This is a genomic window from Pseudomonas sp. LPB0260 (assembly GCF_013388395.1).
Window position 1 is genome coordinate 4631592 of sequence record NZ_CP058247.1, and the last position, 22871, is coordinate 4654462.

At 64.1% G+C, this 22871-nt stretch carries 20 protein-coding genes; 7 read left to right on the forward strand and 13 right to left on the reverse strand.

What is annotated here, in order from left to right; genetic code table 11:
• Window positions 1-11: 11 nt before the first annotated feature.
• The 3 genes from LPB260_RS29100 to LPB260_RS20670 are packed head-to-tail and all read right to left on the reverse strand — an operon-like array spanning window position 12 to window position 1671.
• The gene (locus LPB260_RS29100) at window positions 12-410 is read right to left on the reverse strand and encodes an acyl-CoA thioesterase II (protein ID WP_256625650.1); all 399 of its coding nucleotides are present in this window, start codon (window positions 408-410) and stop codon (window positions 12-14) included.
• Window positions 398-805 carry a thioesterase family protein gene (locus LPB260_RS29105; protein ID WP_256625516.1) on the reverse strand — a complete coding sequence of 136 codons (408 nt, stop codon included), beginning with the start codon at window positions 803-805 and terminating at the stop codon, window positions 398-400. Before LPB260_RS29105 ends, LPB260_RS29100 begins: the two co-directional genes overlap by 13 nt.
• A gap of 44 nt (window positions 806-849) precedes the next feature.
• The gene (locus tag LPB260_RS20670; RefSeq protein ID WP_208707745.1) at window positions 850-1671 is read right to left on the reverse strand and encodes a S9 family peptidase; all 822 of its coding nucleotides are present in this window, start codon (window positions 1669-1671) and stop codon (window positions 850-852) included.
• 159 nt (window positions 1672-1830) lie between these two features.
• Between LPB260_RS20670 and LPB260_RS20675 the strand changes: the two genes are divergently transcribed.
• Window positions 1831-2832, forward strand: a complete 1002-nt coding sequence (locus tag LPB260_RS20675) for a GlxA family transcriptional regulator (protein WP_208707746.1) — start codon at window positions 1831-1833, stop codon at window positions 2830-2832.
• A 40-nt stretch (window positions 2833-2872) separates the two neighbouring features.
• Here LPB260_RS20675 and LPB260_RS20680 read toward each other — a convergent pair whose 3' ends face one another.
• The 4 genes from LPB260_RS20680 to LPB260_RS20695 form a co-directional block, all read right to left on the reverse strand.
• Window positions 2873-3985, reverse strand: a complete 1113-nt coding sequence (locus LPB260_RS20680; RefSeq protein WP_208707747.1) for a polyamine ABC transporter substrate-binding protein — start codon at window positions 3983-3985, stop codon at window positions 2873-2875.
• Between the two features lie 159 nt (window positions 3986-4144).
• On the reverse strand, window positions 4145-5173 hold the full coding sequence (locus tag LPB260_RS20685) for a histone deacetylase family protein (RefSeq protein ID WP_208707748.1): 1029 nt from the start codon (window positions 5171-5173) through the stop codon (window positions 4145-4147).
• A 227-nt stretch (window positions 5174-5400) separates the two neighbouring features.
• Window positions 5401-6393 (reverse strand): AraC family transcriptional regulator, encoded by a 993-nt coding sequence (locus LPB260_RS20690; protein ID WP_208707749.1) that lies wholly within the window; start codon window positions 6391-6393, stop codon window positions 5401-5403.
• Window positions 6394-6652: 259 nt separating this feature from the next.
• On the reverse strand, window positions 6653-7012 hold the full coding sequence (locus LPB260_RS20695) for a VOC family protein (protein WP_208707750.1): 360 nt from the start codon (window positions 7010-7012) through the stop codon (window positions 6653-6655).
• 421 nt (window positions 7013-7433) lie between these two features.
• On the opposite strand from LPB260_RS20695, the gene purE reads away from it, so the two are divergent.
• The 5 genes from purE to LPB260_RS20720 all read left to right on the forward strand — a co-directional run bounded on the left by purE (window position 7434) and on the right by LPB260_RS20720 (window position 12537).
• The gene (purE, locus tag LPB260_RS20700; RefSeq protein ID WP_208707751.1) at window positions 7434-7925 is read left to right on the forward strand and encodes a 5-(carboxyamino)imidazole ribonucleotide mutase; all 492 of its coding nucleotides are present in this window, start codon (window positions 7434-7436) and stop codon (window positions 7923-7925) included.
• Window positions 7926-8059: 134 nt separating this feature from the next.
• Window positions 8060-9145, forward strand: coding sequence for a 5-(carboxyamino)imidazole ribonucleotide synthase (locus LPB260_RS20705; protein WP_208707752.1), 1086 nt, complete (start codon window positions 8060-8062; stop codon window positions 9143-9145).
• A gap of 133 nt (window positions 9146-9278) precedes the next feature.
• Window positions 9279-9524 (forward strand): GlsB/YeaQ/YmgE family stress response membrane protein, encoded by a 246-nt coding sequence (locus LPB260_RS20710; protein ID WP_208707753.1) that lies wholly within the window; start codon window positions 9279-9281, stop codon window positions 9522-9524.
• 34 nt (window positions 9525-9558) lie between these two features.
• Window positions 9559-10092, forward strand: coding sequence for a DUF3299 domain-containing protein (locus LPB260_RS20715; protein WP_208707754.1), 534 nt, complete (start codon window positions 9559-9561; stop codon window positions 10090-10092).
• 381 nt (window positions 10093-10473) lie between these two features.
• A complete protein-coding gene (locus tag LPB260_RS20720; RefSeq protein WP_208707755.1) occupies window positions 10474-12537 on the forward strand; it encodes a sodium:proton antiporter in 2064 nt (687 codons plus the stop codon).
• Window positions 12538-12713: 176 nt separating this feature from the next.
• On the opposite strand, the gene LPB260_RS20725 is transcribed toward LPB260_RS20720, so the two are convergent.
• A complete protein-coding gene (locus LPB260_RS20725; protein WP_208707756.1) occupies window positions 12714-14912 on the reverse strand; it encodes a M14 family zinc carboxypeptidase in 2199 nt (732 codons plus the stop codon).
• A 466-nt stretch (window positions 14913-15378) separates the two neighbouring features.
• Between LPB260_RS20725 and LPB260_RS20730 the strand changes: the two genes are divergently transcribed.
• Window positions 15379-15864: a hypothetical protein gene (locus LPB260_RS20730; RefSeq protein ID WP_208707757.1), complete on the forward strand. Its 486-nt coding sequence runs from the start codon at window positions 15379-15381 to the stop codon at window positions 15862-15864.
• Between the two features lie 61 nt (window positions 15865-15925).
• Here the strand turns inward: LPB260_RS20730 and LPB260_RS20735 are convergent, their stop codons facing one another.
• The 5 genes from LPB260_RS20735 to LPB260_RS20755 form a co-directional block, all read right to left on the reverse strand.
• Window positions 15926-16681 carry a lysozyme inhibitor LprI family protein gene (locus tag LPB260_RS20735; protein WP_208707758.1) on the reverse strand — a complete coding sequence of 252 codons (756 nt, stop codon included), beginning with the start codon at window positions 16679-16681 and terminating at the stop codon, window positions 15926-15928.
• 293 nt (window positions 16682-16974) lie between these two features.
• A complete protein-coding gene (locus tag LPB260_RS20740; protein WP_208707759.1) occupies window positions 16975-17376 on the reverse strand; it encodes a hypothetical protein in 402 nt (133 codons plus the stop codon).
• A 3-nt stretch (window positions 17377-17379) separates the two neighbouring features.
• Window positions 17380-19716, reverse strand: coding sequence for a hypothetical protein (locus tag LPB260_RS20745; RefSeq protein ID WP_208707760.1), 2337 nt, complete (start codon window positions 19714-19716; stop codon window positions 17380-17382).
• Window positions 19717-19776: 60 nt separating this feature from the next.
• Window positions 19777-21825 (reverse strand): type VI secretion system tip protein TssI/VgrG, encoded by a 2049-nt coding sequence (tssI, locus tag LPB260_RS20750; RefSeq protein WP_208707761.1) that lies wholly within the window; start codon window positions 21823-21825, stop codon window positions 19777-19779.
• Between the two features lie 37 nt (window positions 21826-21862).
• A complete protein-coding gene (locus LPB260_RS20755; protein ID WP_208707762.1) occupies window positions 21863-22867 on the reverse strand; it encodes a serine/threonine-protein kinase in 1005 nt (334 codons plus the stop codon).
• Window positions 22868-22871 lie beyond the last annotated feature (4 nt).

Sequence of the window (22871 nt, forward strand, 5' to 3'; positions counted from 1 at the left end):
GCCGGGGCGGCTCAGGCGAATACGCTCACGGTCTGGCGACTGCTCAGGGCCATCCGCCCGTGCTGGTCCCACAGCCAGGCGTCGATATGGCTGTAGCCGTTGGCCGAGTGGCGGATCTCGGCCTGGTACTGCCACCAGTCGCCGGCCGTGCAGTCCTCGGGTACCTGCACGAAGTCGACGGTCCAGGTCAGCGAGCTGCCGGCGGCCGGCCCTTTCAGCAGGGTGAACACCGCCGGCGGCCAGGCATCCAGCAGGGCCAGCAGCTCGGCAACGCCAGCGCCGCGTGGCGCCGCTTCGCGCAGTTTGATCCAGCCGCCCAGGCGCGGCTCTTTGCCACCCATGAACGGCATTGTTCCGACCCCATAGCGGTAATCGAAGTGCTGGGTGAAGTCGGGCGTCAGGCCGGCGATGAAGGGAAACTGGGTCGCGGCCTCGGGGCCTTGATGGTCGGAGCCGGGGCGGCGTCCAGCCGAACCGCGGAGGCGCGGTCGCCGCCGAAGCTGGCGAGCATGACCACGCAGGCCTGATCGTTCTGATAGGCCGTCGCCTGGACCTGGGTCGCCGCCTTGCCGGCACGCAGCACCTTGACCCGCACCTCCATCGGCCCCGGCGCCACCGGGGCGACAAAGGAAACCAACAGCGAACGCACCGGCCGGTCCGCGGCCACTTGCGGCTTGAGCTTCTCGAACAGGCAGGCGGCCAGCAGCCCGCCGAAGGTGGCGCGGCCCTGGCCCCATTGCTGGGGAATCTCCAGGTGCGGCGAAGCGGCATCGGCAGCGCCGAGCAGGATGTTATGCAGGGTCATGGTCAGTCCTTTGAAGAGGGTCGGGTTGTGATTGGCGGCCGTCGTCAGGCGTGGCAGGCCAGGTGGTTGTCGAGAAAGGCGATGACCCGCCGTGCGTACGCCTCCGGCTGCGCCTCGTAGGCGTGGGTGTGCTTGGCCCCCGGCACCTGCCAGAACTCGGTGTGGGTGCTGGAGGCGAGCGCGGCATGCAACTGCTTGCCGTCCTCGACCGGGGTGTAGATGTCGTCCTCGCCGTAGATCAGCAGCAGCTTGGGCTGACCCACCAGCCTGGCGGCCGCATGCAGGGGGCGCAGACGGCGCTCACCGGCCGGATACAGCAACTTCGAGAGCTGGATGCCGAGTTTGGGAATCGGGTAGCGGCTCCAGAAATGCAATAGGGTGGGGAAGGAGGACTCGAGCACCGCGGCGCTGAATGGATGGTCCCGTTCAGCCAGCGCACAGACGCTCATGGCCGCGCCCATGGAGGCGCCGGCGACCGCCACCGGCAGGTCCGGGTAACGGGCTTGCAGGACCTGGCCGGCGGCCAGCACGTCCAGGGGGAAGTCCATGGTGGTGGAGCTGCTTTCACCGAAGCCATTGAGGTCGAAAAGCATGACGTGGTAACCGGCGGCGCGGAGCAATTCGGCGTGGCCGTATTTCAGCCAGAAGCCCTTGGCCGCCGTTCCCATGGGATGGCACATCAGCACCGCGCCCTTGGCCGTTGCCGTACGGGCCTGGGCCAGCAGCGCCGCCAGGCTGGCACCCGAACGGCTGTCGATGGTCAGGCGCTGCCACTGCGCCTGGTCGACGTCTTCCGGCCAGCGCCAGGGTTTCATGAAGCGGCCGAAGAAGGGTTTCTTGAAGATTCGATAGGCTGTATTTTTCATCGCCGCGCCTCTGTCGCTTGAGGGGTTGGGACAGCTCGAGCCGCAGCACGCTGCGTCTCTGGAGTGGCGCCATGCTAGGCACCCGCTGCGCTGCCCACCATGGGCAGAAATGACTAATTGCATGCGAGATTTTCCCGCGTAGCCCAGGGAGGGATGGCGATGAAGGTGACCGTTCTGATGGCCGACCGTTGTTCGGCCACCAGCGTCTCGGCGGCCCTGGAGTTTCTCGAGTGCGCCAATGTGCTGCATGGCCTGGCGGCCGGTGCCGGGGCGGAGCCGGGGCGCCAGCCGTTCGCGGTGCAAAGCGCGTCCATCGACGGGGCGCCAGTCACCTGCACGGGAGGGCTGCGGTTGACGCCGAGCAGGGCCCTGGCCGAAGTCGAGCAGACCGACCTGATCATCGTCCCCGGCTTTATGTTCAACATCCTCTCGGTGTTGCCCGGCATGGCGCCGGTGAGCGCCTGGCTGCAGCACCATCATCGCCAGGGTGCCTATATCGCCAGCATGTGCACCGGCTCATTCGTCACGGCCCAGGCGGGCTTGCTGGACGGCAGGCGCGCCACCACCCACTGGATCTTCAGCGAGCAGTTCGCCCGGCACTTTCCCAAGGTGCAACTGCAGGCCGAACGCAGCGTGACCGACGATGGCTTGATGCTCTGTTCCGCCGGTTCTACGACCGGTAGCGATCTGCTGTTGCACATCATTCGCCGCTTCGCCTCGCCCCAGCTGGCGGCCGAATGCTCGAAGAAGATGCTGGTCGACAGCGCCGAGCGCCTGCAGACCCCCTACATGAGCCCCCATTTCGACAAGACGCACCAGGATGTCGAGATACTGAAGATCCAGATCTGGCTGGAAAAGCGCCTGGGGCAGCCCATCGTCCTGGAGCAGCTGGCCGACCAGTTCGCCCTGAGCCTGCGCAACATGATCCGCCGGTTCAAGGAGGCGACGGGGCAGACACCCGGACAGTACCTGCAGAACCTGCGCATCGAGCGGGCCAAGCATTTGCTGGAAGCGGGGGCGGAGAATTTCGATCGGATAACCCAGCAAGTGGGCTATGAGGACGCCAGCTCCTTTCGCCGGCTTTTCAAAGAGCGGGTGGGCATTTCGCCCGGAGCCTATCGCCGGCGCTTCAACAGCCACTACCGCAGCGGGCAGGGCTAGCTGGGCCGCCGGCGAGCCGGGCAGGCGGCCTTTGGCAGCCTCAGGTCCCCGACTTGATCCGCGTCCAGGCACGGGTGCGCAGGCGCTCGGCCTTCTGCGGCAGCGGCTTGAGCACGAACAGGGTCTTCTGCGCCTGCGCATTCGGGGTCAGATCAGGGTTGTCGCGAATCTCCGCGCTGACCAGCGGCATGGCGTCCTTGTTCGGGTTGGGGTAGCCGAGGAAGGTGCTGATCGGCGCCACCACCTGCGGGTCGAGCAGGTTGTTGAGGAACTCGTGGGCCTCCTCGACGTTGCGCGCGCTGGCGGGGATGGCGAAGGAGTCGAACCACAGCGGCGCGCCTTCCTTGGGCAGGCGCCAGTCGACCACCACGCCATTGCCGGCTTCCTTGGCGCGGTTGGCGAACTGGTAGAAGCTGCCCGAGTAGCCGACCGCCACGCAGATGTTGCCGTTGGCGATGTCGTTCATGTACTTGGCCGAGTGGAAGTAGCGCACGTGCGGGCGGATCTTCAGCAGCAGGTCGGTGGCCTTGTCGTAGTCCTCGCGCCTGGTGCTGGAGGGATCGAGGCCCAGGTAGTGCAGGGCGATGGGCAGGATCTCGCCCGGCGAGTCGAGCATGGTCACCCCGCACTGGGCCAGCTTGGCGATGTTCTCCTCCTTGAAGATCAGCTCCCAGCTGTTCACCGGGGCGTCCGCGCCGAGGGCGGCCTTGACCTTCTCCGGGTTGAAGCCGAGCAGCACGGTGCCGTACATGTAGGGCACCGCGTGCTCGTTGCCCGGGTCGTTGGCGGCCATCAGCTGCAGCAGCGCCGGATCCAGGTGCTGCCAGTTGGGCAGCTTGCTCTTGTCCAGCTTCTGGAATACCCCGGCGCGGATCTCGGTGTCGAGGAAGGTGTTGGTCGGCACCACCAGGTCGTAGCCGGAGTTGCCGGTAAGCAGCTTGGCCTCCAGGGCCTCGTTGGTGTCGAACACGTCCCAGGTCAGCTGGATGCCGGATTTCTCCTGAAACGCCTTGGGCACCGAGGGCAGCATGTAGTCGGCCCAGTTGTACACGCGCAGCTCGCGCGGTTTGTCGGCGCCTTGCGCCTGGCCGAGGCCGCCGAGCAGGGCGCCGGCGCAGAGGGTGGCGCTCAGGGTGCGGGTGAGTCTGTTCATCGCGGTCACTCCATTTTTCTTGTGATTCAATCACCGCGCCCGGGAGCGCGGGATTGTCGTAGGGTGGATGACGTTTTATCCATCCACCTGGGGAGATCCGGTGGACGAAAAGAGCGTCGTCCACCCTACGAAGCTACGAGCCTGGGCGTCGAGCAGGGCTCAGGCGCCCTCGAAACCTTCCAGTACGTTCACGGCGTTGATGCCAATGGCTTCCACCGCGTAGCCGCCTTCCATGACGAACAGGGTCGGCAGGCCGAGGGCCTCGATGCGTTCGCCCATGCGCAGGTAGTCCGGACTGTCGAGCTTGAACTGGGAAATCGGGTCGTCCTTGAAGGTGTCCACCCCCAGCGACACCACCAGCACCTCGGCGCCCGATTCGGCGATGCGCTGGCAGGCCTGTTCCAGCGCCGCGCTCCAGGTCACCCAGTCGCTGCCGGCGGGCAGCGGGTAGTTGAAGTTGCAGCCCTCGCCGGCCCCCTCGCCGTACTCGTCGGCATGGCCGAGGAAGAACGGAAACTCGGCCGCCGGGTCGCCGTGGATCGAGGCCACCACCACGTCGCTGCGCTGGTAGAAGATCGACTGGGTGCCGTTGCCGTGGTGGTAGTCGACGTCGAGGATCGCCACCTTGGCGCGGCCCTGGTCGAGGAAGGCCTGGGCGGCGATGGCGGCGTTGTTCAGGTAGCAGTAGCCGCCCATCACCTCGGCGGCGGCATGGTGACCCGGCGGCCGGCACAGGGCGAACACGCTGTGGGCGCCGGCGGCGATCTCCGCCTGGGCGCTGAGGGCCACCTGGGCGGCGCTGTAGGCGGCTTGCCAGGTGCCGGCGGTGATCGGCGCGCCGGCGTCGAAGCTGTAGTAGCCGAGCTGGCCGTGCAGGCTGCTGGGCAGCTGCTGGCGCAGGGTGCGTGCCGGCCAGGTGTAGGGCAGCAGGTCGCCCTTGCCGCCCTGAGCCTGCCAGCGCGCCCAGGCGCCTTCGAGGAAGTCCAGGTAGGCCGGCGAGTGGATGCGCGCCAGTGGCGCGCGGCCGAAGTCCTTGGGCGCGCGCACCTCGCCGAGGTCGCGTTCCCTAACCCGCGCGAGGATATGGTCGGCGCGCTGCGGCTTCTCGAAACAGGGCAGCAACTGGCCGTCGATCAGCTCGCAGCTGCCGTGGTGCAGGTGATGGTCGTCGCTGTAGTAGGTCAGCATGGGTGAACGGCTCCCGGTCTCGCCTGTGTTGTTGTAGGAGTCATTGTTCGCCGCGTGGGCCGGCAGGAGAACGCTGGCAACGGCCAATAGGGGATCGATGTGGCCAAAAGTGTTGGCCGGCGCTTGCCTTGGCTCGTAGGGTGCGCCGTGCGCACCAGGGCCGGGTCGCAAACGGCTGGGTGCTTACCGCACCCTAGGGGCAGGTCGATATCGCTGGGCCAGGCTGATCAGGCGCGAAAGCGACTGGGTGCGACCCCGCTCCAGCGCTGGAAGGCATGGCGGAAACTGGCGCTCTCACTGAAGCCCAGGGCCTCGGCGATGCGGCAGATCGGCCAGTCCTCCTGGGCCAGCAGGGCCTTGGCCCGCTCGAAGCGCAGCTCGTCGAGCAGCTCCTGGTAGTGGGTGCCGAGTTCCCGCAGGCGCCGGCGCAGGGTGCGCGGCGAGCAGTGCATCTGCTGCGCCAGTTGCTCGAGTCCCGGCGGCGCGGCCAGCTGGCTGGTCAACTCCTCGCGCACCCGCTGCAGCCAGGCCTGGCGGGTGGTGAACTCGGCGTTCTGCTTGCGGCAGCGCGCCAGCATGTCCTGGTGGGTGACCGGGTCGGCCAGCGGCAGGCGCCGCTGCAGCCACTCGGCCGGGAAGGCGAAAGCGTTGCGCGTGGCGTCGAACTGCAGCGGGCAAGGGAAGCTGGCGCTATAGCGCTCGACATAGGTCGGCCGGCCGTGGCGGAACTGCGCCGCGACCAGCGGCAGCGGCTGGCCGAGCAGCTCGTCGCAGATCAGCTTGAGCGAGGCCTGGCACATCTCCACGTTGAACTGTTCCAGCGCCGGTGCGTGGCGGTACCCGGCGGCGCTGACCCAGGCCAGCTCGCCCTCGACGTTCAGATCCAGCCTGAAATAGGTGCCGAGCAGGGCCGGGTACTGCAGCATCAGCCGCCAGGCGTCCCCCAGGGTGGCACTGGACAGGGCGGCGTAGCCGAGCAGACCGTAGGACGACACATGCAGGCGGCGGCCCAGCTCCAGGCCGAGATCGCTGCGCAGGGCCAGGGCATTGGCGCATACCTGCAACTCCTGGGTGCGGGTGATGCGCAGATCGTCGCCGTCCAGGTCGCCGGCCTGGATGCCGCTGCCGGCCAACAGGGCCTCGGCCGCGTCGGGCCGCTCGGCGAACAGCTCGAGGATCAGCGACACCACGTGCAGGGTGGTCAGGTGGGCGTGCAGCATGGGGGGATTCCGTGCGCTTCGGATGACTGAAAAACAGCAAGAAGCATACCGCGAGCCAAGGTTGATCGGCTTCGTCCGTAACTTATGGGTAAACCGTTGGCAGTTCGTGGGCCAACAGCGCGTCACCCAGCCTACTGAGGCCCAGGCAAAACTTGATACTCCGGTTGTTGCCCAGCACGGTTACAGGCAACGAACAGTGGAAGGAGGCGCAGCCTCTGCCAGCGGAGTTATTCAGCTTCTTGTTTGGTGATTCGACGTCCTAGGCGTCGATATCGCTCCACACCGCGAACTCGTTGCCGCTGGGCTCGATGAAATGGAAACGCCGGCCGCCGGGGAAGGCGAAGATGGCCTTGCTGATCCGTCCGCCGGCCCGCTCGATTTTGGCCTGGGTTTCTTCCAGGGCGGCGCTGTAGAACACCAGCAGGGCGCTGCCCTGGTCCTGCTCCGCGCACAAGTTCGCTTTGAAGAACCCGCCATTCAGGCCCTGGTCGGCAAACGCCGTGTACTCCGGGCCGTAATCGGTGAAGGCCCAGGCGAACGCCGCCTCGAAGAAGGCCTTGGTCGCGGCCAGGTCCTTGGCCGGAAATTCGACGTAGTTGAGCTTTTCGTGCTGGTTCATCGTGCTGTTCTCTCTGGTGTCCGCGGGGCAGGCCTATAGGTTCAGCATAATTGAGCTTGTCTGCCTTTTCGCTTCGCCCAAGAACCTGGTGGGCAAACAACGCGTTGCCCACCCTACGCCCCCGGCGCCTCCACCCACCACCGCAGCGGCCTGAGGGTGGAAAACGGCGAAGCCTTTCCACCGTGAGTGGCAGGCTACTCGTTGCGCCGCGTCCTCATAGCGGAAAGGCCACACAGCCCGCGCCCGGCGTCTGGCGACGGACGGTCATGCAGGGGGGGCGCTATTTGTGTCGTTACGCTATACTGCGCCGCCTTCAAATCCGCCGGCTCGCGGGTTTGACCCAAACATGACAAGCCACGCCCCTGTGCGTGGCTTGTTGGTTTTTGACGCGCCGACAGGCGCCAGATGAAGAGGCACGACGATGAGCGCACTGGTTGGCGTGATCATGGGCTCCAAGTCCGACTGGTCCACCCTTAGCCACACCGCCGAGATGCTGGACAAGCTGGGCATTCCCCATGAGGTCAAGGTGGTGTCCGCCCACCGCACCCCGGACCTGCTGTTCCAGTACGCCGAAGAGGCCGAAGGTCGTGGCATCCAGGTGATCATCGCCGGTGCCGGCGGCGCCGCCCACCTGCCGGGCATGTGCGCGGCCAAGACCCACCTGCCGGTGCTCGGCGTGCCGGTGCAGTCGTCGATGCTCTCGGGCGTCGATTCGCTGCTGTCGATCGTGCAGATGCCGGCCGGCATCCCGGTCGCCACCCTGGCCATCGGCAAGGCCGGTGCGGTCAACGCGGCGCTGCTGGCGGCGAGCATCCTCGGCCACCAGCACCCGGAGTTCCACGCGGCGCTGAAGAAGTTCCGCCAGGAACAGACCGAGACCGTGCTGGACAACCCGGACCCGCGTCAGGCCTGAGTGGCTGCGGCACGGCGCCTCCGCGCGCCGTGCCTGGCTCGGCATGCCCGGGGGCTGGGTGTAGAATCCGCGTGCTGGGCGGCGCGCGACGCACACCTGCTTGCTCTCGCCACCCATTGAAAGGGGCTTTCTAGATGAAAATCGGTGTAATCGGTGGCGGTCAGCTGGGCCGCATGCTGGCCCTGGCGGGCACTCCGCTGGGCATGAACTTCGCTTTCCTCGACCCGGCGCCGGACGCCTGTGCCCAGGCCCTGGGCGAGCACATCCGCGCCGACTACGGCGACCAGGACCACCTGCGCCAGCTGGCCGACGAGGTCGACCTGGTGACTTTCGAGTTCGAGAGCGTGCCGGCCGAGACCGTGGCCTTCCTCTCGCAGTTCGTGCCGGTCTACCCCTGCGCCGAATCGCTGCGCATCGCCCGCGACCGCTGGTTCGAAAAGTCGATGTTCAAGGATCTGGGCATTCCCACCCCGGAATTCGCCAACGTGCTGAGCCAGGCCGACCTGGACGCCGCGGCCCTGAGCATCGGCCTGCCGGCGGTGCTCAAGACCCGCACCCTGGGCTATGACGGCAAGGGCCAGAAGGTCCTGCGCAAGCCCGAAGACGTGGTCGATGCCTTCGCCGAACTGGGCAGCGTGCCGTGCATCCTCGAAGGCTTCGTGCCGTTCAGTGGCGAAGTGTCGCTGGTCGCCGTGCGTGGCCGCGATGGCGAGACGCGCTTCTACCCGCTGGTGCACAACACCCACGACAACGGCATCCTCAGCCTGTCGATCGCCAGCACGGACCACCCGCTGCAGGCCCTGGCCGAGGACTACGTCGGCCGCGTGCTGAGCAAGCTCGACTACGTCGGCGTGCTGGCCTTCGAGTTCTTCGAGGTCGACGGCGGCCTCAAGGCCAACGAGATCGCCCCGCGGGTGCACAACTCCGGGCACTGGACCATCGAGGGCTCGGAGTGCAGCCAGTTCGAGAACCACCTGCGCGCCGTTGCCGGCCTGCCGCTGGGCTCGACCGCCAAGCTCGGCGAGAGCGCCATGCTCAACTTCATCGGCGAAGTGCCGGCGGTGGACAAGGTGATCGCCATCGACGACTGCCACCTGCACCACTACGGCAAGGCCTTCAAGATCGGCCGCAAGGTCGGTCACGCCACCCTGCGCTGCGCCGACCGGGCGACCCTGGATGCGCGCATCGGCGAAGTCCAGGCGCTGATCGCCGGGGCCTGATGCGGCCTGCCCCGGCGCCGTCCAGCGACGGCGCCGGGGCGCTCATGCGGAACCTCTGGGGCGCCTGCCCGTCTGATGGCCTAGCGCCACGGTCATCTGGACCGTGGCTTTCCATCTGTCCGGAGGGCACGCCATGGGCATCATCGGTATCATCTTCATCGGCCTGATCGTTGGCCTGATCGCACGTTTCCTCAAGCCCGGCAACGACGGCATGGGCTGGATCATGACCATCCTGCTGGGCATCGGCGGCTCCATCGCCGCGACCTACGGAGGCCAGGCCCTGGGCATCTACGAGGTTGGCCAGACGGCGGGCTTTATCGGCGCGGTGGTCGGCGCCGTGGTCCTGCTGATCATCTATGGCGCGATCAAAAAGGGCTGAGCCAGGCCCCTGACGGCATCTGCGAGTATTCCCTATGCGTTATCTGCTGCTGATTCTGCTTGTACTGAGCCGCCTGGCGCTGGCCGAGCCGGCCGAAACCGACTGGCTGGAGCTGATGCCGGAGGAGGACCGCCAGGCCCTCGAGGCGATGCCGGAGATCAGCCACGACGGCGCGGAGCAGGACAGCGCCTTCTATGCTCCCGGCGGCCTCAAGCAGCAGGACAACAGCCTGCCGGCGGTGATGTACTCGACCAGCACGGTGGCGGCGCTGGACGGCAAGTCGATCCGCCTGGGTGGCTACCCGGTACCCCTGGAAAGCGACGCCGAGGGCCGCAGCACCCTGTTCTTCCTGGTGCCCTATCCCGGCGCCTGCATCCACGTGCCGCCGCCGCCGCCCAATCAGCTGGTGCTGGTGCGCTACCCCCAGGGCATCGAGCTGCAAGACATCTACGCGCCGCTGTGGGTCAGCGGCACCCTCAAGGTCGAGCCGGTGAGTAACGAACTGGCCGATGCGGCCTACGCCCTGGATGCCGGCTCGGTGCGCCTGGTGGAGGAGGCGGACCTCTAAGGGGCGGCGCTCCACGCACGTAGGGTGCGCCGCGCGCACCAAATGCCTGGTTGCCGGTGGAGCGCATGGCGCACCCTACGGGATGCCCGGTCGTCAGACCCGCAGGGTGCGCTGCGCGCACCAGATGCCTGGTTGCCGGTGGTGCGCCTGGCGCAGCCTACGGAATGCCCGGTCGTCAGGCTCGCAGGGTGTGCTGCGCGCACCAAGCACCTGGTTGCCGGTGGTGCGCATGGCGCACCCTACCGGGTCCGAGCGTCGGGCCTGGCGCGCCGCAAGACCCTCCCTTTGCCTATGCTTGAAGCCAGGTGTCCCTTTCGTGCCGGCTGCCTGGCTTCCTGAGCACGGATCGGCCTGCGCCTGCCCGGACTCGGGGAGCGAGCCATGACACAAGGTCTGGCGATTCTGCTGTTCGCGGTCTTCGCCCTGCTCAGCGGCGCCCTGCTGCGCTTCTTCCTGCACGGCAGCAAGGTGCCCTATTCGGTGGCCCTGCTGCTGCTCGGCCTGCTCCTGGGCGCGCTGGCCCAGCAGGCCTGGCTGCCGGCGTGGGCGGCGGAGTTCGGTCAGAGCATCGAGCAGGTGGCCGGTATCGAGCCGCAACTGATCCTGTTCCTGTTCCTGCCGGCGCTGATCTTCGAATCGGCCTTCGCCATGGAAGTGCACCTGTTCCGCCGCATGCTGGTGCAGATCGCCCTGCTGGCGGTGCCCGGCCTGCTGATCGCGACCCTGCTCACCGCGCTGCTGGTGCGCCTGGCCCTGCCCCTGGACTGGAGCTGGCCGGTGGCGCTGATGTTCGGCGCCCTGGTCAGCGCCACCGACCCGGTGGCCGTGGTGTCGCTGCTCAAGGAGCAAAGCTCGCGCAAGCGCCTGGAGACCCTGATCGAGGGCGAATCCCTGCTCAACGACGGCACCGCCATCGTCTTCTTCGTGCTGTTCTACAGCATGCTGGTGGGCGGCGCGGTCGATACGGGGATCGGCTCGGTCAGCCTGGAGTTCCTGCGGGTGGTCTGCGTAGGCGCCCTGGTCGGCCTGCTGGTGGCGGCCGCGGTGGTGTTCTGGGTCGGCAAGGTGTTCAACGATGCGGTGCTGGAAACCGTGGTGACCATCGCCGCGGCCTACCTCGGCTTCATCGTCGCCGAGCATGGCTTCCATTCCTCGGGGGTGGTGGCGGTGGTGACCACCGCGGTGCTGCTGGCCGGCGTCGGCCGCACGCGCTTCAGCCCGGAGGTGATGCACTACCTGCGGCATTTCTGGGAAATGCTCGCCTATATCTTCAACACCCTGATCTTCCTGCTGGTTGGCATCATCATCGCCCGCTTGGTGGCGCCGCCGTCGCTGGGCATGTGGCTGAGCCTGCTGCTGCTCTATCTCGGGGTGAACCTGATCCGCGGCACCACCATCGCGCTGCTCTCGCCGCTGCTGGCGCGCCTGGGCATCGGCCTGACCCGCGACAAGGCCATCGTCCTCACCTGGGGCGGCCTGCGCGGCGCGGTGGCCCTGGCCCTGGCGCTGTCGGTGGCGCAGCAGAGCCAGATCGACGCCGAGATCCGTGAACAGGTGCTGTTCCTCACCGCCGGCCTGGTGGTGCTGACCATCGTGATCAACGGCGGCACCATCAGCGCCCTGCTGCGCTACCTCGGCCTGGCCCAGCTGCCGGCGGCCAAGCGCGCCACGGTACTCAAGGCCGAGGGGCTGATTCACAGCGAGGTGGCCGACCTGCTCAGCTTCCTGCGCCGGGACGAGCTGCTCGCCGACGCCGACTGGGCGAGCATCGAGCGCAGCCTGCAGGGGCTGCGCCTGAGCCCGCAATTCCAGGCCAGCGATCCGGGGCCGGAGGAGGACCTGGAGATCTTCTACAAGCGCCAGCTATTGGAGAGCGAGCGGCAGAACTACTGGAACCAGTTCGGCCTGGGGCTGCTCGACCATGGCGCCGCGGGGCGGCTGGTCGAGGCGGTGGAGGCGGCGCTCGACGGCACGCCCGACCTGGGGCCGCGGCGCAAGCTGCAGACGCTCTGGTCCGATCCGCCCTGGCTCGAGCGCCTGGCCCGCTGGGGCTGGCTGCATCGCACGCGCTTTCGTCACCTGGCCGCGGTCTACGGCACCCTGCGCGGCTACCTGCAGGCCCAGCAGGCGTTGCTGAGCCTGGCCGCCGACCTGGCCCCGGACCCCGCCATGGCGGCGGCCGCGCAGCGGCAGATCGCCGCCAACCTGGAGCAGGCCCGGCACTGCCTGGAGCAACTGCGGCGTGAGCATGGCGCCGCGGTCGGCCAGCTGGAGACCTATACGGCGCTGCGCCTGCTGCTCAACCGCCAGCGCGAGGCGGTGCAGCACCTGGCGGACGAGGGCGTGCTGGAGCCGGCGGAGAGTCGCAAGCTGATCGAACGGGTGGAGCAGCAGATGTTCGAGCTGGCCCGTGGTCGCGCCGACGCGCTGGATCGAAAAGACTAGGGCGCTGGCCGCTGCGCAGTGGGCTGTGCGCTGGCGGGGCTTGGTGTCGGTGAGGGTGCGTTCGGGGGCTGTTCGGGCGAGGCAGGTGGCCCAGGTGAAGGCGGCGCGCGCCATCACCCGGGCCCGTCCAGTGGAAGGGGCGGGACCGGGAGAGGAGCCACGGTCCCTCAGGCGCTTTACGGAATGAGCACGCTGTAGTCCTCCACTTCGCCGTAGTCGTAGGTGCCGCAGGCGTTGGGCGCGGTGTTGTAGCGCATGGCCACGCGCATGCGGGTCTTGCCGCTGGTGGCTCCGGTTGGGATGTTCAGGGTGCCGTTGATCACCGTGGTCTTGGCACTGCCGGAGCTGAACACCTGCTCGCCGGCGTCGCTGAAATCACCGTCCTGGTTGAGGTCGATCCACACCTTCCAGTACTGCTTGTAGGCGGTGCCGGCGAACTGCGGGGTGAGGGTCAGGCTGTTGTTGCCGCGCAGCACGTTGATCTGCTGGCCGGTGAAGTCGCTGTAGCTGCTGGCGCCCGAGCTGTTGCTGAAGCTGCCGACCTGCACCTTGCCGATCCACTCGTAGCTGGCGCTGCCACTGGCGGCGCTGCAGTACTGCGCCGGCGGGGTGCCGCCATCCTTGTTGATCACCAGGAAGCTGGCGCTGACCGCGCCCCAGGCACCGGAGCTGTCGCGGCTGCGCACATAGACCAGGTGCTTGCCTTCGCTCAGCCCTGCGGTCACCAGGCTGCCGGTGAAGCCCTCGGTGGCGCTGTTGAAGCTGCCGTCGCTGGCCTGCAGGGCCGCAGGCGTGGCGCCGGATTCCCAGGGCGCCTTGTCGATGTAGACCTCCACCGCGTTGATCGCCTGGGTGCTTTCGCTGCCGTTGCTGTTGTTGAAGCGGGCGTCGCTGGCCGTGCCGCTGATGGTCACCGCGGTGCCGGCCGGTACGCCGGTGGTGGCGGCGCTGCCGCTGAGGCTGAGGGCGGTCACGTCCGGCCCGGACGGGGTGAGGTAGGGGCTGCGCACCACCTTGGCGGCGTAGATCAGCGCCGGCAGGTTGTTCGGCTTGATGGTGTTGGTGTAGGTGCTGCAGTTCTGGAAGAACTGGGTGCCCAGCTCGAAGGTGAAGGCCGCCACGCCGAGTTCGCCATAGCTGATGCCGTCGCTGGTGCCGTCGGTGGGGTAGAGGCCGATGGACTGCTGCGGGCTGTAGCCGTTGAAGAAGGCGAACTTGCGTCCCAGGGTCTGCAGGGCTGTGCCGTTGGGCGCCGGGGTGCTGGTGTCGCCCCAGGGCCAGAGCACCAGTTCGCTGTAGCTGTGGATATCCAGGTGGATGCCGCTGGTGTCACTGGGCGCCGCGTCGTTCTTGCCCGGGCCGCGACGGTCCGGCCACAGGCCGCGCACGTAGTTCTCCAGGGCCTGGATCTCCGGCTCGGAACCGGCGCTTGGGCCACGGTAGGTGTCGTTGCACTGGCTGCCGCTGGAGCCCTGGCCGTTGGTGCTGTTCCAGCCGAAGGTGAAGTTGCGGTTGAGGTCGGCGCCGCGGCTGTTGCTGGTGGCGCCGCAGTAGTTCTGGTTGGTGTTCTTGCGCCAGGACAGCCCGGTCTCGGCCTTCTTGCGGCCGTCCGGGTTGGCCATCAGCATGATGTGCACCTCGTGGTGGTCGAGAATCCAGGTGGCATCGGCATCCTGGCCATAGCCGTCGACCAGCCAGCGGGCGAAGTCCAGGGTCAGCGCCGCGGTGGTGTACTCGCGGGCATGGATGGCGCTGTTGATGAACAGCTTGGGCTTGTTGCCGGTCTTGGCCTGGTTGGTCAGCTTGAGCACGCGCATGTCGTGGCCGCCCAGGTTGCTGCTCTTCTCCCAGGAGTCGCCGACATCCAGCCACTGCGCCAGGGTCGGCTTGCTGCTGGCCATGCCGGCGGCCACCGCGAAGGTTTCCTCCACCGTGGCGTAGCAGGAGTAGCCGGGAATACCGCTGGCGGCGGCGCTGCTGGTGCTCATGCTGTCGCTCGACTTCGCCTGCTGTTTCAGCAGCAGGCGGTTCTGCATGTTGGTCAGCACCTGATTGCGCTTCTCGATGAACTCGCTGGCCGGGGCGAAGGTGAAGCCGAACACCTGCAGCTTCTGCATCTCTTCGTCGTTCAACTCCATCACCAGGTAGCCGTCGTTGTAATGCGACTCGAGCATCTGGCCGTGGAAACTGATGGCCGCCTTGCGGGCCACCTCCTTGTTGGGGAAGAACGCCTTGTAGATCTTGTTGGAGGCCTTCTCCTGCTCGAGCAGGAGAAAGTCGTCCTGCGAGGCGTTGGGGGCAGCCAACGCCAGGCCGGTATTGACACTGGCCACCAGCAGGGCGATGGCAGAGAAGGTGTGTAGAGCTGTCTTCATTATTCATTTCCTTCGAATAAAGTTGCTCGGCGAAGCGGGATGGGCTTCGCGATGGGAAGAGTTCTTGTGGAACTCAGGACGGCTAGGGCATGCATTCCGCTGCCAGCCGGGAACGGGTCAGTACTTCCTCAACTGATCCCGATCGGCTACTGGTGCCAGCGCGGGCAGGGAACCGTTGCAAAGTAGAAGTGCTCTAATTTGCTGTCAATTTCCGGCTAAGTCCGCAGAAAATAAGGCTTTTTGGGCATTCGGTACGCTATAAGCGACAGCCTGCGTGTGGCGCAGAGAAACCGCGGCGCGGTCGAGCGCATTGCCTGGTTTTTCGAATCAATCGGTTAGCGCCGCCGATGGATGGCGAAGGATTTCGCGGCGTTGGCAGCCAGATAAATGACGGCCGCGCCGGCGCCTTAAATTGCCGTTACTTCGCGCGCGGGAAGTGTCGAATCGATCACGGAGATATAAGGATATGTCGCATTCACGAAGATCGGCGCTGGGCAGCCTGCTCGACAAGCTGGCGGCCTGTGGCTTGGCCGCCCTGCTGACGGCCTGCGCCGTCGCCGAACCCGCGCCGCAGCTGTCGACCGAAGCCCAGCGCCTGGCCCACAAGTGGCAAGCGATGCGCGCCAAACCGGGGCATTTCACCGGCGGCGCGTGGGACGACCAGGTCGACAAATGGCAGGGCGCCAAGCACCAATTGATGCAGCAGTTGCTCGACCTAGCCTGGACCGAGCGCTACGACGCCAGCCAACTGCGTACCCTGTTCGGCGCCCCGGATAGGGTCTTAGCCCCCGCCGCGGCCGAATACGCAGATGGCCTGCGCCAGACCAACTGGCAAGGCCAACCTAGCGGCGAACTCTGGGCCTATGAGTGGCGCGGACAACACGACCAGTTGCTGTTTGCCGTGGACGGTGAGGAGGTCAGGGCGGCGGGGTGGTGGTTGCTGTATGAGTAATGGGGGCAGATTTGTTTGATTAATAAATCTTTCCCCTTTTTGTCCCATTTAATCCTGGCGTCTAACCATAGCTTCCTATTATCGAAAATATTCCTGAATCAGGGTCAAAACGCATGACGAATTCACACTCTGATTTTCCCTCCCTCCAAAAAACGAGTACTTTAACATTGAATGCTAAAGGGTTGTCTTGATTTGCTTTGTATGAGGTGATTTCGATTTCTTCTATTGAGTCAATCGCTATATTGGCATAGCTATTGTCAAGGGTATTTCTACCCCAAAGAAATGAATTAATAAAATATTCATAATCACCTTTTAGAAAACCATAGAGTTGTTCTTCAAGATATTCCTTGTTCATGTGTTGCATAAAACGCTTCACATCTTTTGATTTTATTGAGCTCAGAAATCCGGTCAAGAATGCAGTTTTTATGTCGATGCGCCGGGCCAGACCTGGATCGCTGTAGAGGCAATCTGGTCCTCTGCACTCATTCTGCAGTTCCCGCAGATATAAATTTCGCTCTTGGGTGATTTTTATTGCACAGTCCATATCAAATAAAAACTGATAAGGCTGCCTATATCCGCACTGACCATCTCTCAATCTGATCCAACTTAGCTGGCTTTCTCTAGCAACCTGCTTGCCTTTCATGTCTAGCGACGATATGAGTTTGGTATAAGATTGATTTAGAGATATGTCTGAGTTTTTATAGGCTTCACTTAAGCAGCGCAACCCATTGAAATCATCTGTAGGCGTACGGCATGCAGCCATTGCCTGCGCGGCTGTAAGAAAAATAATAACAAAGCACATACTGATATTGCGCATTAATTAAACTCAACTGTGGGCAAAAATCCGGAGGCGAGAAAAATTGCAGTTTCATTTGTTTGGAATGTGGGCAGTCGTATAAATAAATCTATCTTTTTCCATTCGTATATTTATCCGTATATGGATTTTCTGGCTTATTAGAAGAATGCCGCTATGTTGGGAGTGTAGGAAGATTTATTTATCCAGAAGCGTGCGCCACCTGCCACAAATAGAGTTGTCCCCTTTCCCTAATAAGTCGTGGTCTGTCCTCTGTTCCTTGCCTCTTATTGTTCTGTTGATTCGGGACGGCTAGTCTAATTGCTATCTATGCATTCGAGAGTCCCGATGTGTTTGTTTTGAATCGGTACGAAGCATCTTTTGTTTTGTTCTCCTGTAGGCTCCAAGGGCGTTATGCTTAGCTGTAGATGGACGCCGTTTTTGGAGAATTCAGGGTTGCTAAAATATGCATCAGCAACTTCCGTAGCAAAAGACAGGCCGTTAAATTCGCAAATACGTGCTGTTTCTGTTGCTTGCCAGTTTTTCGGGTTAATTATTTGAATGTATGCGCATGGTTCTTCATATAGCCTGGAGTATCGTACGAGTGTATCTCCGATTCGCGCAGAGCTTGCTTCGGCTATTTTTGAATAATCAACCTCACCGCCAATGGCTACTGTTGGGAGAAATGCCAGGATAAATAATTCGGATATTTTTCTCATGTATTATCTCAGGTAGCTTGCTCGTCTATTAAATCGATCGCTTGGTACGCCAGGCCATTTTGAGTTATCAGCGATTGTTGTGCTTAGCGCAGGTAGGTCATTGTCAACAATATGTTGCTGTACTAGTTTTCTGGTGCTTGGAGTGTAGTCGCCTCGATATATTAAATCGACGGCAATGTCTTGAATTTTACTATTGATGTCATTCCAGTTAAGATATCCGTAACTTTCAATGTTCGAGGGTGATCCAGATATTCGTATTACTTCGCTCTTCATGAATTCATAAACTGGTATAAATAATTTATATTGCTGCTTTCTTGTAATTTGGAATTTTTTAATTTCGTCGCTTGCGCCATCTAAATATGTTTTTGCAGCTTGTCCTTTTAAGCCTTTGGCACCTATTAGCCAGCTAAATAGAGGCTCTGGCACACCTGCTTCTGTAAGATCAGCTTCTGGGTTAGGGCGCTGGCCAAGGTCATAGCCTCTCCCGATGGTCACCCCTGAAGCACCCCTGGGCCAGTGAGCCACACGGCTGAAATGAATTGAGTTGGTAATGTCATTTCCTTCTACGTCGAATGTTAGCTGTCCACGCGGAACTTTTAGCCACTTAAGATCATTCTCATCGTCTAGGAGGCTGAAACTACCAATTAGCCCTATTACTTGAAAATGCCACGCCTTCCCATCCCCGCTAATCCCATGCTGGCCTGCCAGATCGCTCCACCAACTCAGCTTCTCGATCCGCTGTTTCTCAATCTCCCAGATTTGGTTCGGCTTGCCGGGTTCCTCTGCCAGCAACGGGTCGAGTTCGTCCCATTTGCTCTTGTCCCAGTACCACTCGCTCTCGTACTTGGTGATGAGTTGACCCAGCACTTGGGCGTGCCAGGGTTTGCCGAGGGCTGCGCGAATTTCGTCGCTGGTTAGTACGCCGTCTTTGTCGCTGTCGACGATGTCGAAGAGACGGGCAATGGCGAGGACAGGGCCGCCGTCGGCCTTGTTGATCTGGGTGCGATAGTTTTGCTTTTCCTCCTCACTCAGCATGCCTTTGGCGTTGAAGGTATAGGCGAGCTTTTCGACCGGTGTGCCAGTGTCTTCGATGCATTGGAAACCTGGCCATTCCCATGGGCTATGGCGCGTGGTGATGAGGTCCTGTTCAGCAAGCCAGCCGTTGATGGGGTTGCCATCCTTGTCGGCGAACAGCCCGTCCAGGCGCCACCAGTTGGTTGTGTTGGTCGTACTGCTGCCGGAGGCCGCGTTGCTGACCTTGATTTTGTGGGTGGCCGGCAATCCGTCCAGCAAGGCTTGCGGAATGATCAGGTCTACACCGATCCGGTTGCCCGGATCGCCTTGTTTGGGTGGGTTGTCGGGCTTGATATCGTCACGGTGCGCGATCAGCCGGCTGGCATCCTTGTGGACCTTGAGCAGGGTTTTATCGGCATCTGGCAGGGTACGGGCCCAGGCTCGGCTTTTGCTGATAAAGCCAGGCACGTCTTCGCAGCTGAACACTTCCAGATGCAGCAGAGGTTGTGCTGCGCCGTTGTGGTTTTGATAGGTGCCTAGATGACCGATCAGGTCGCCGGCCTTGATCGCGATGCCTGTGTCCAGCACCACCACACTGTCCTTGGCTTTGGGTTCGAGCTGGGCTTTGAGCAATTTGAAGGCGACAAAGCCGGGTAGCTTGCCTTCGCTGTCTGGCGTCAGGGCCGCTTCGGCTGCACCGCTGACGATGCTGAGCAACTTACAGAAATCGCCCCCTGAATGGCTGACGGTAACCTGCGCACCTTTGCTTAGCACCGCCAATTTCGCCCCGTTGGTGTTGGGCTCGGCACGGACATTGAGGCCTTGATCCTTGGTGTCGACTATATACGTGTCCGCCCCCCAGAATGTTGGCCGGGGGAGGCTTGATTTGGCCTGATAGGCGGCCCAATCCTGCAGGTGCATATACAGGCTGTAAAAGGTCAGCGCGGGGGGGGACTGTTCGCTGGTTGTTGCGCCTCCGTTGCTCGGCCGGGGGGGCTGAAGCTTATGTTTGACCAGGACGAACCCCGAAGAAAATGGTGCGCGCTTGACCATGGGAACATCGTCGCGGTACTCGCTGATCGGGTAGCTGTCATTAATTCGGTAGGCGATCACCTCGCCGTCGGCGATGCAGCGCACGCTGGATTGATCGAAGACTGCGGCGGTGCCTTTGTCGAAATGCACGCCGCCATGCCATAGGCCGTTTTCGCCAGTCGGGTAGTAGCCACCACTGGCCTTGGCCATATTGGTCAGATACTGCAGAGGGTTGATCGCTGTCCCCGTGTTTGGAAACGGATACGCCCAGTTGATCGGTTTGCTGTCTGCCATGATTTTTCCGAATCCCTAATCCTTGTGTGCAGGCCATGCGGTGGCTTGCGTCTATCCCTGTCAGCCGGAGAAATTGAGCATGCGCTTGGGCTTCTTCTTGGTCTGTTCGAGCCGGTTAAGCAGCGCCTCGTCCAGCAGGTTGCCCGCCTTGTCGCTGTCCGCTGCCCCCGGCAGTACCGGCGGTTTGATCTTGATGCCCGAGCCCTTGCCCGGCGCGCCGCCGGCGTTGATCTTGGCCAGGGGGCCGGAAATCGTGATGCCGCCGGGGTGGAGTTTGATGAAGCTGCCGCCGGCCTTGAGGGTCAGTTCGGTGCCGGCTTCGATCACCATCTTCTGCCCGGCCTTGAGGTGGATTTCCCGACCGGCCTTGGTCAGCTGGGCGCTGCCGAGCTTGATGTGCTGGTTCTGCCCGACCGTGAGGTGGTCGTCGGGTTTGACCTGGACCCTGCGGTCGCCGTGCACCGTGAGGTGCTCCTCGGCCTGCAGCTCGGTATAGCTGTTGGCCTCGACGGTGTCGTGGCGTTCGTGGCCGACGCGGATGCGCTGGTCGTGCTCGATGTTCTCGTCCCAGTCGCGCTGGGCGTGCAGGTAGATCTGCTCGGCGCCCTTGCGGTCCTCGATGCGCAGTTCGTTGTAGCCGCCGCCACCCGGGCTGCTCAGGGTCTTGAATACCGTGCGGGTCTTGTTCGCCGGCAGGTCGTAGGGCACCACGTGTTCCTTGTGATACAGGCAGCCGGTGACCAGGGGCTGGTCGGGGTCGCCTTCGAGGAAGGTCACCAGCACTTCCATGCCGATGCGCGGGATGGCGATGGCGCCATAGCCGTCACCGGCCCAGCTGTTGGACACGCGCAGCCAGCAGCTGGTCTTGTCGTCGGCCTGGCCGTGGCGGTCCCAGTGGAACTGCACCTTGACCCGGCCGTACTGGTCGCAGTGGATCTCCTCGCCGGCCGGGCCGGTGACCACCGCGCTCTGGCTGCCGAGCACGCGCGGCTTGAGGTGGGCCAGCGGCGGGCGGAAGGGCACGTCCCAGGGGGTGGCGGTGAAGCGGTTGCGGTAGCCCTGAGTGAAACCATCAGCGATTTGCACGTCGTGGGTCACCGACTCTTCCAGCACCTGGGGCTGCTTGCCCTCATGGACGACCTCGGTGAGCAGCCACAGGTCGTTCCACTCGCGGCGCGGGTGCTCGGAGATTTCCAGCAGGTGGCCGCTGACCAGCCTGGGCTGGTCACTGCGACCTTCGGCCAGGCGGTAGTCGGCGCGATGTCGCTCCAGCTGGCGCTGGCTCAGGTGCTTGCCGCGCTTGCGGTCCACAAAGCGCCCGGGGTAGTCGTAGTCCTCCAGGTCCGGCAGCGGCGCGGCCTCGGGGTCGCGCTCGGCCTTGTGCGCCGCCTGCATCAGCAGGCGTGGTTGCTCGAAGTCGTAGTCGCGGCGGGTGGTGCGGCTGGTGCGGGTTTCCAGGCGTACCCGCAGGCGCTTGATCACCGGCTCATCGGCGGTCATGCCGTTGTCCTGCAGGTAGGCGGTGGGCTGGCCGAGCCTGGCGAAGGCGCTCTGCTCGTCGCCGAACACCAGTACATGGCCGTCCGTGCTGTGCCGGAAGTGGTAGTGAATGCCTTCCTCCTCGCACAGGCGCTGGACGAAGTGCAGGTCGCTCTCGTCGTACTGCACGCAGTAGTCGCGCTCGGGGTAGACAGTGGGGCCGAGCTGGAAGCGGTAGGCGTCGGCGAGGATGCCGTGTTCCTCCAGCACCGTGGCGACGATCTGCGGCACCGTCAGGTGCTGGAAGATGCGCTGGTTGTGACGATGGGCCAGGTAGGCCAGCTGCGGCACGATGCGCAGGCTGTAGCGGGTCAGGCGCTTGCCGGATTCGCCCTGGGCCACTCGATGGATCAGCCCATGGATGCCCGGGCCATCCGGGCTGAAGGCGAGGAAGGCGCGCTGGTGCAGCAGGCTCTGCAGGTCGAGGTCGGGGCGTTCGCTGACCAGCTCCAGCTCGAAGGCGTAGGGCTGGCTGATCGCCTCGCGACCGTTGAAGGCGAGCACCTGCAGGTCGTGCTCGACGCCCTCGATGCTCAGGCTGAAATGGCTTTCATTGGCCGGGTTGAACATTGCGATTTCCTTGTGCAGAACTCATCCATGGGGGCCGTCAGCGCGCCGGGCGCAGCCAGCGTTGCAGCCGCGTTGGCGGCGGCGTGCGAAATGCTTCGAGCAGCTCGGCGCAGCCGATGTTGCGTTGCGCCGGATCGAACGCCAGGGCCGTGCGCAGGGCGTGCCAGCAGTGGGGCGGCAGCTGGGGCGGCCGTGACAGGTCGTTGTCCAGCTGCATGGCCTTGGCCTGCTTGGCGCTGAGGCGGCGAAACGGGTGGCGACCGCTGCTCAGCTCGTACAGCACGCAGGCCAGGGCATAGACATCGGCGGCGGCGGACAGCGGCGCGCCGTCGAGCAGTTCCAGCGCGGCGTAGCGCGGCGTCCAGGCGGCGAAGCGGCTGCGGCACAGGCGCGGCAGACCGGGCAGCAGCCCCTCCAGCGGCTGGCCGAGACCATAGTCGAACAGGCGCAGGCCGTCGGCGGCGAGCATCACATTGCTGGGCTTGAGGTCGCCGTGCAGCACGCCCTGGTCGTGCGAGTAGCTCAGGGCCTCGAGCAGGGCGATGGCGATCTCGTGCAATTCGGCCCAGCTCAGGCCCTCGGGACGCTCGCCCAGCAGCTGATCGAGGGTCGGACCCTTGAGCAGTTCCAGGGTGAGGAAGGCGCGCTGGCTCGGCAGGTCCACCTCGAAGCCAAACAGGCGCACCACATGGCGGTGGCTGAGCCGCGCGGTGAGGGCGAACTCGCTGTACAGCAGGGTATTGGCGTCCGGGTACTCGGCGAAGTCGTCGCTCAGGGTCTTGACCGCGACATAGGGCTCGGGGTCGCCGAACTGTTCGCGCAGCAGGTCGCGGGCACGGTACACCGCGCCCATGCCGCCGACGCCGAGCAGGCGTTCGATGCGGTAGCGGCCGCCGAGTACCTCCGGCAGCTCGCCGAGTCGCACCGGCTCGTGGGCGGGCGCCGCCTGCGCCGGGGCCGCGGTGGCGGCCAGGGCGAAGTAGGTCAGGTCGCTGGCTTCGCCGCCGAGTGCCGGCGTGCCGTCGAGCAAGGCTTCACTCATTCCT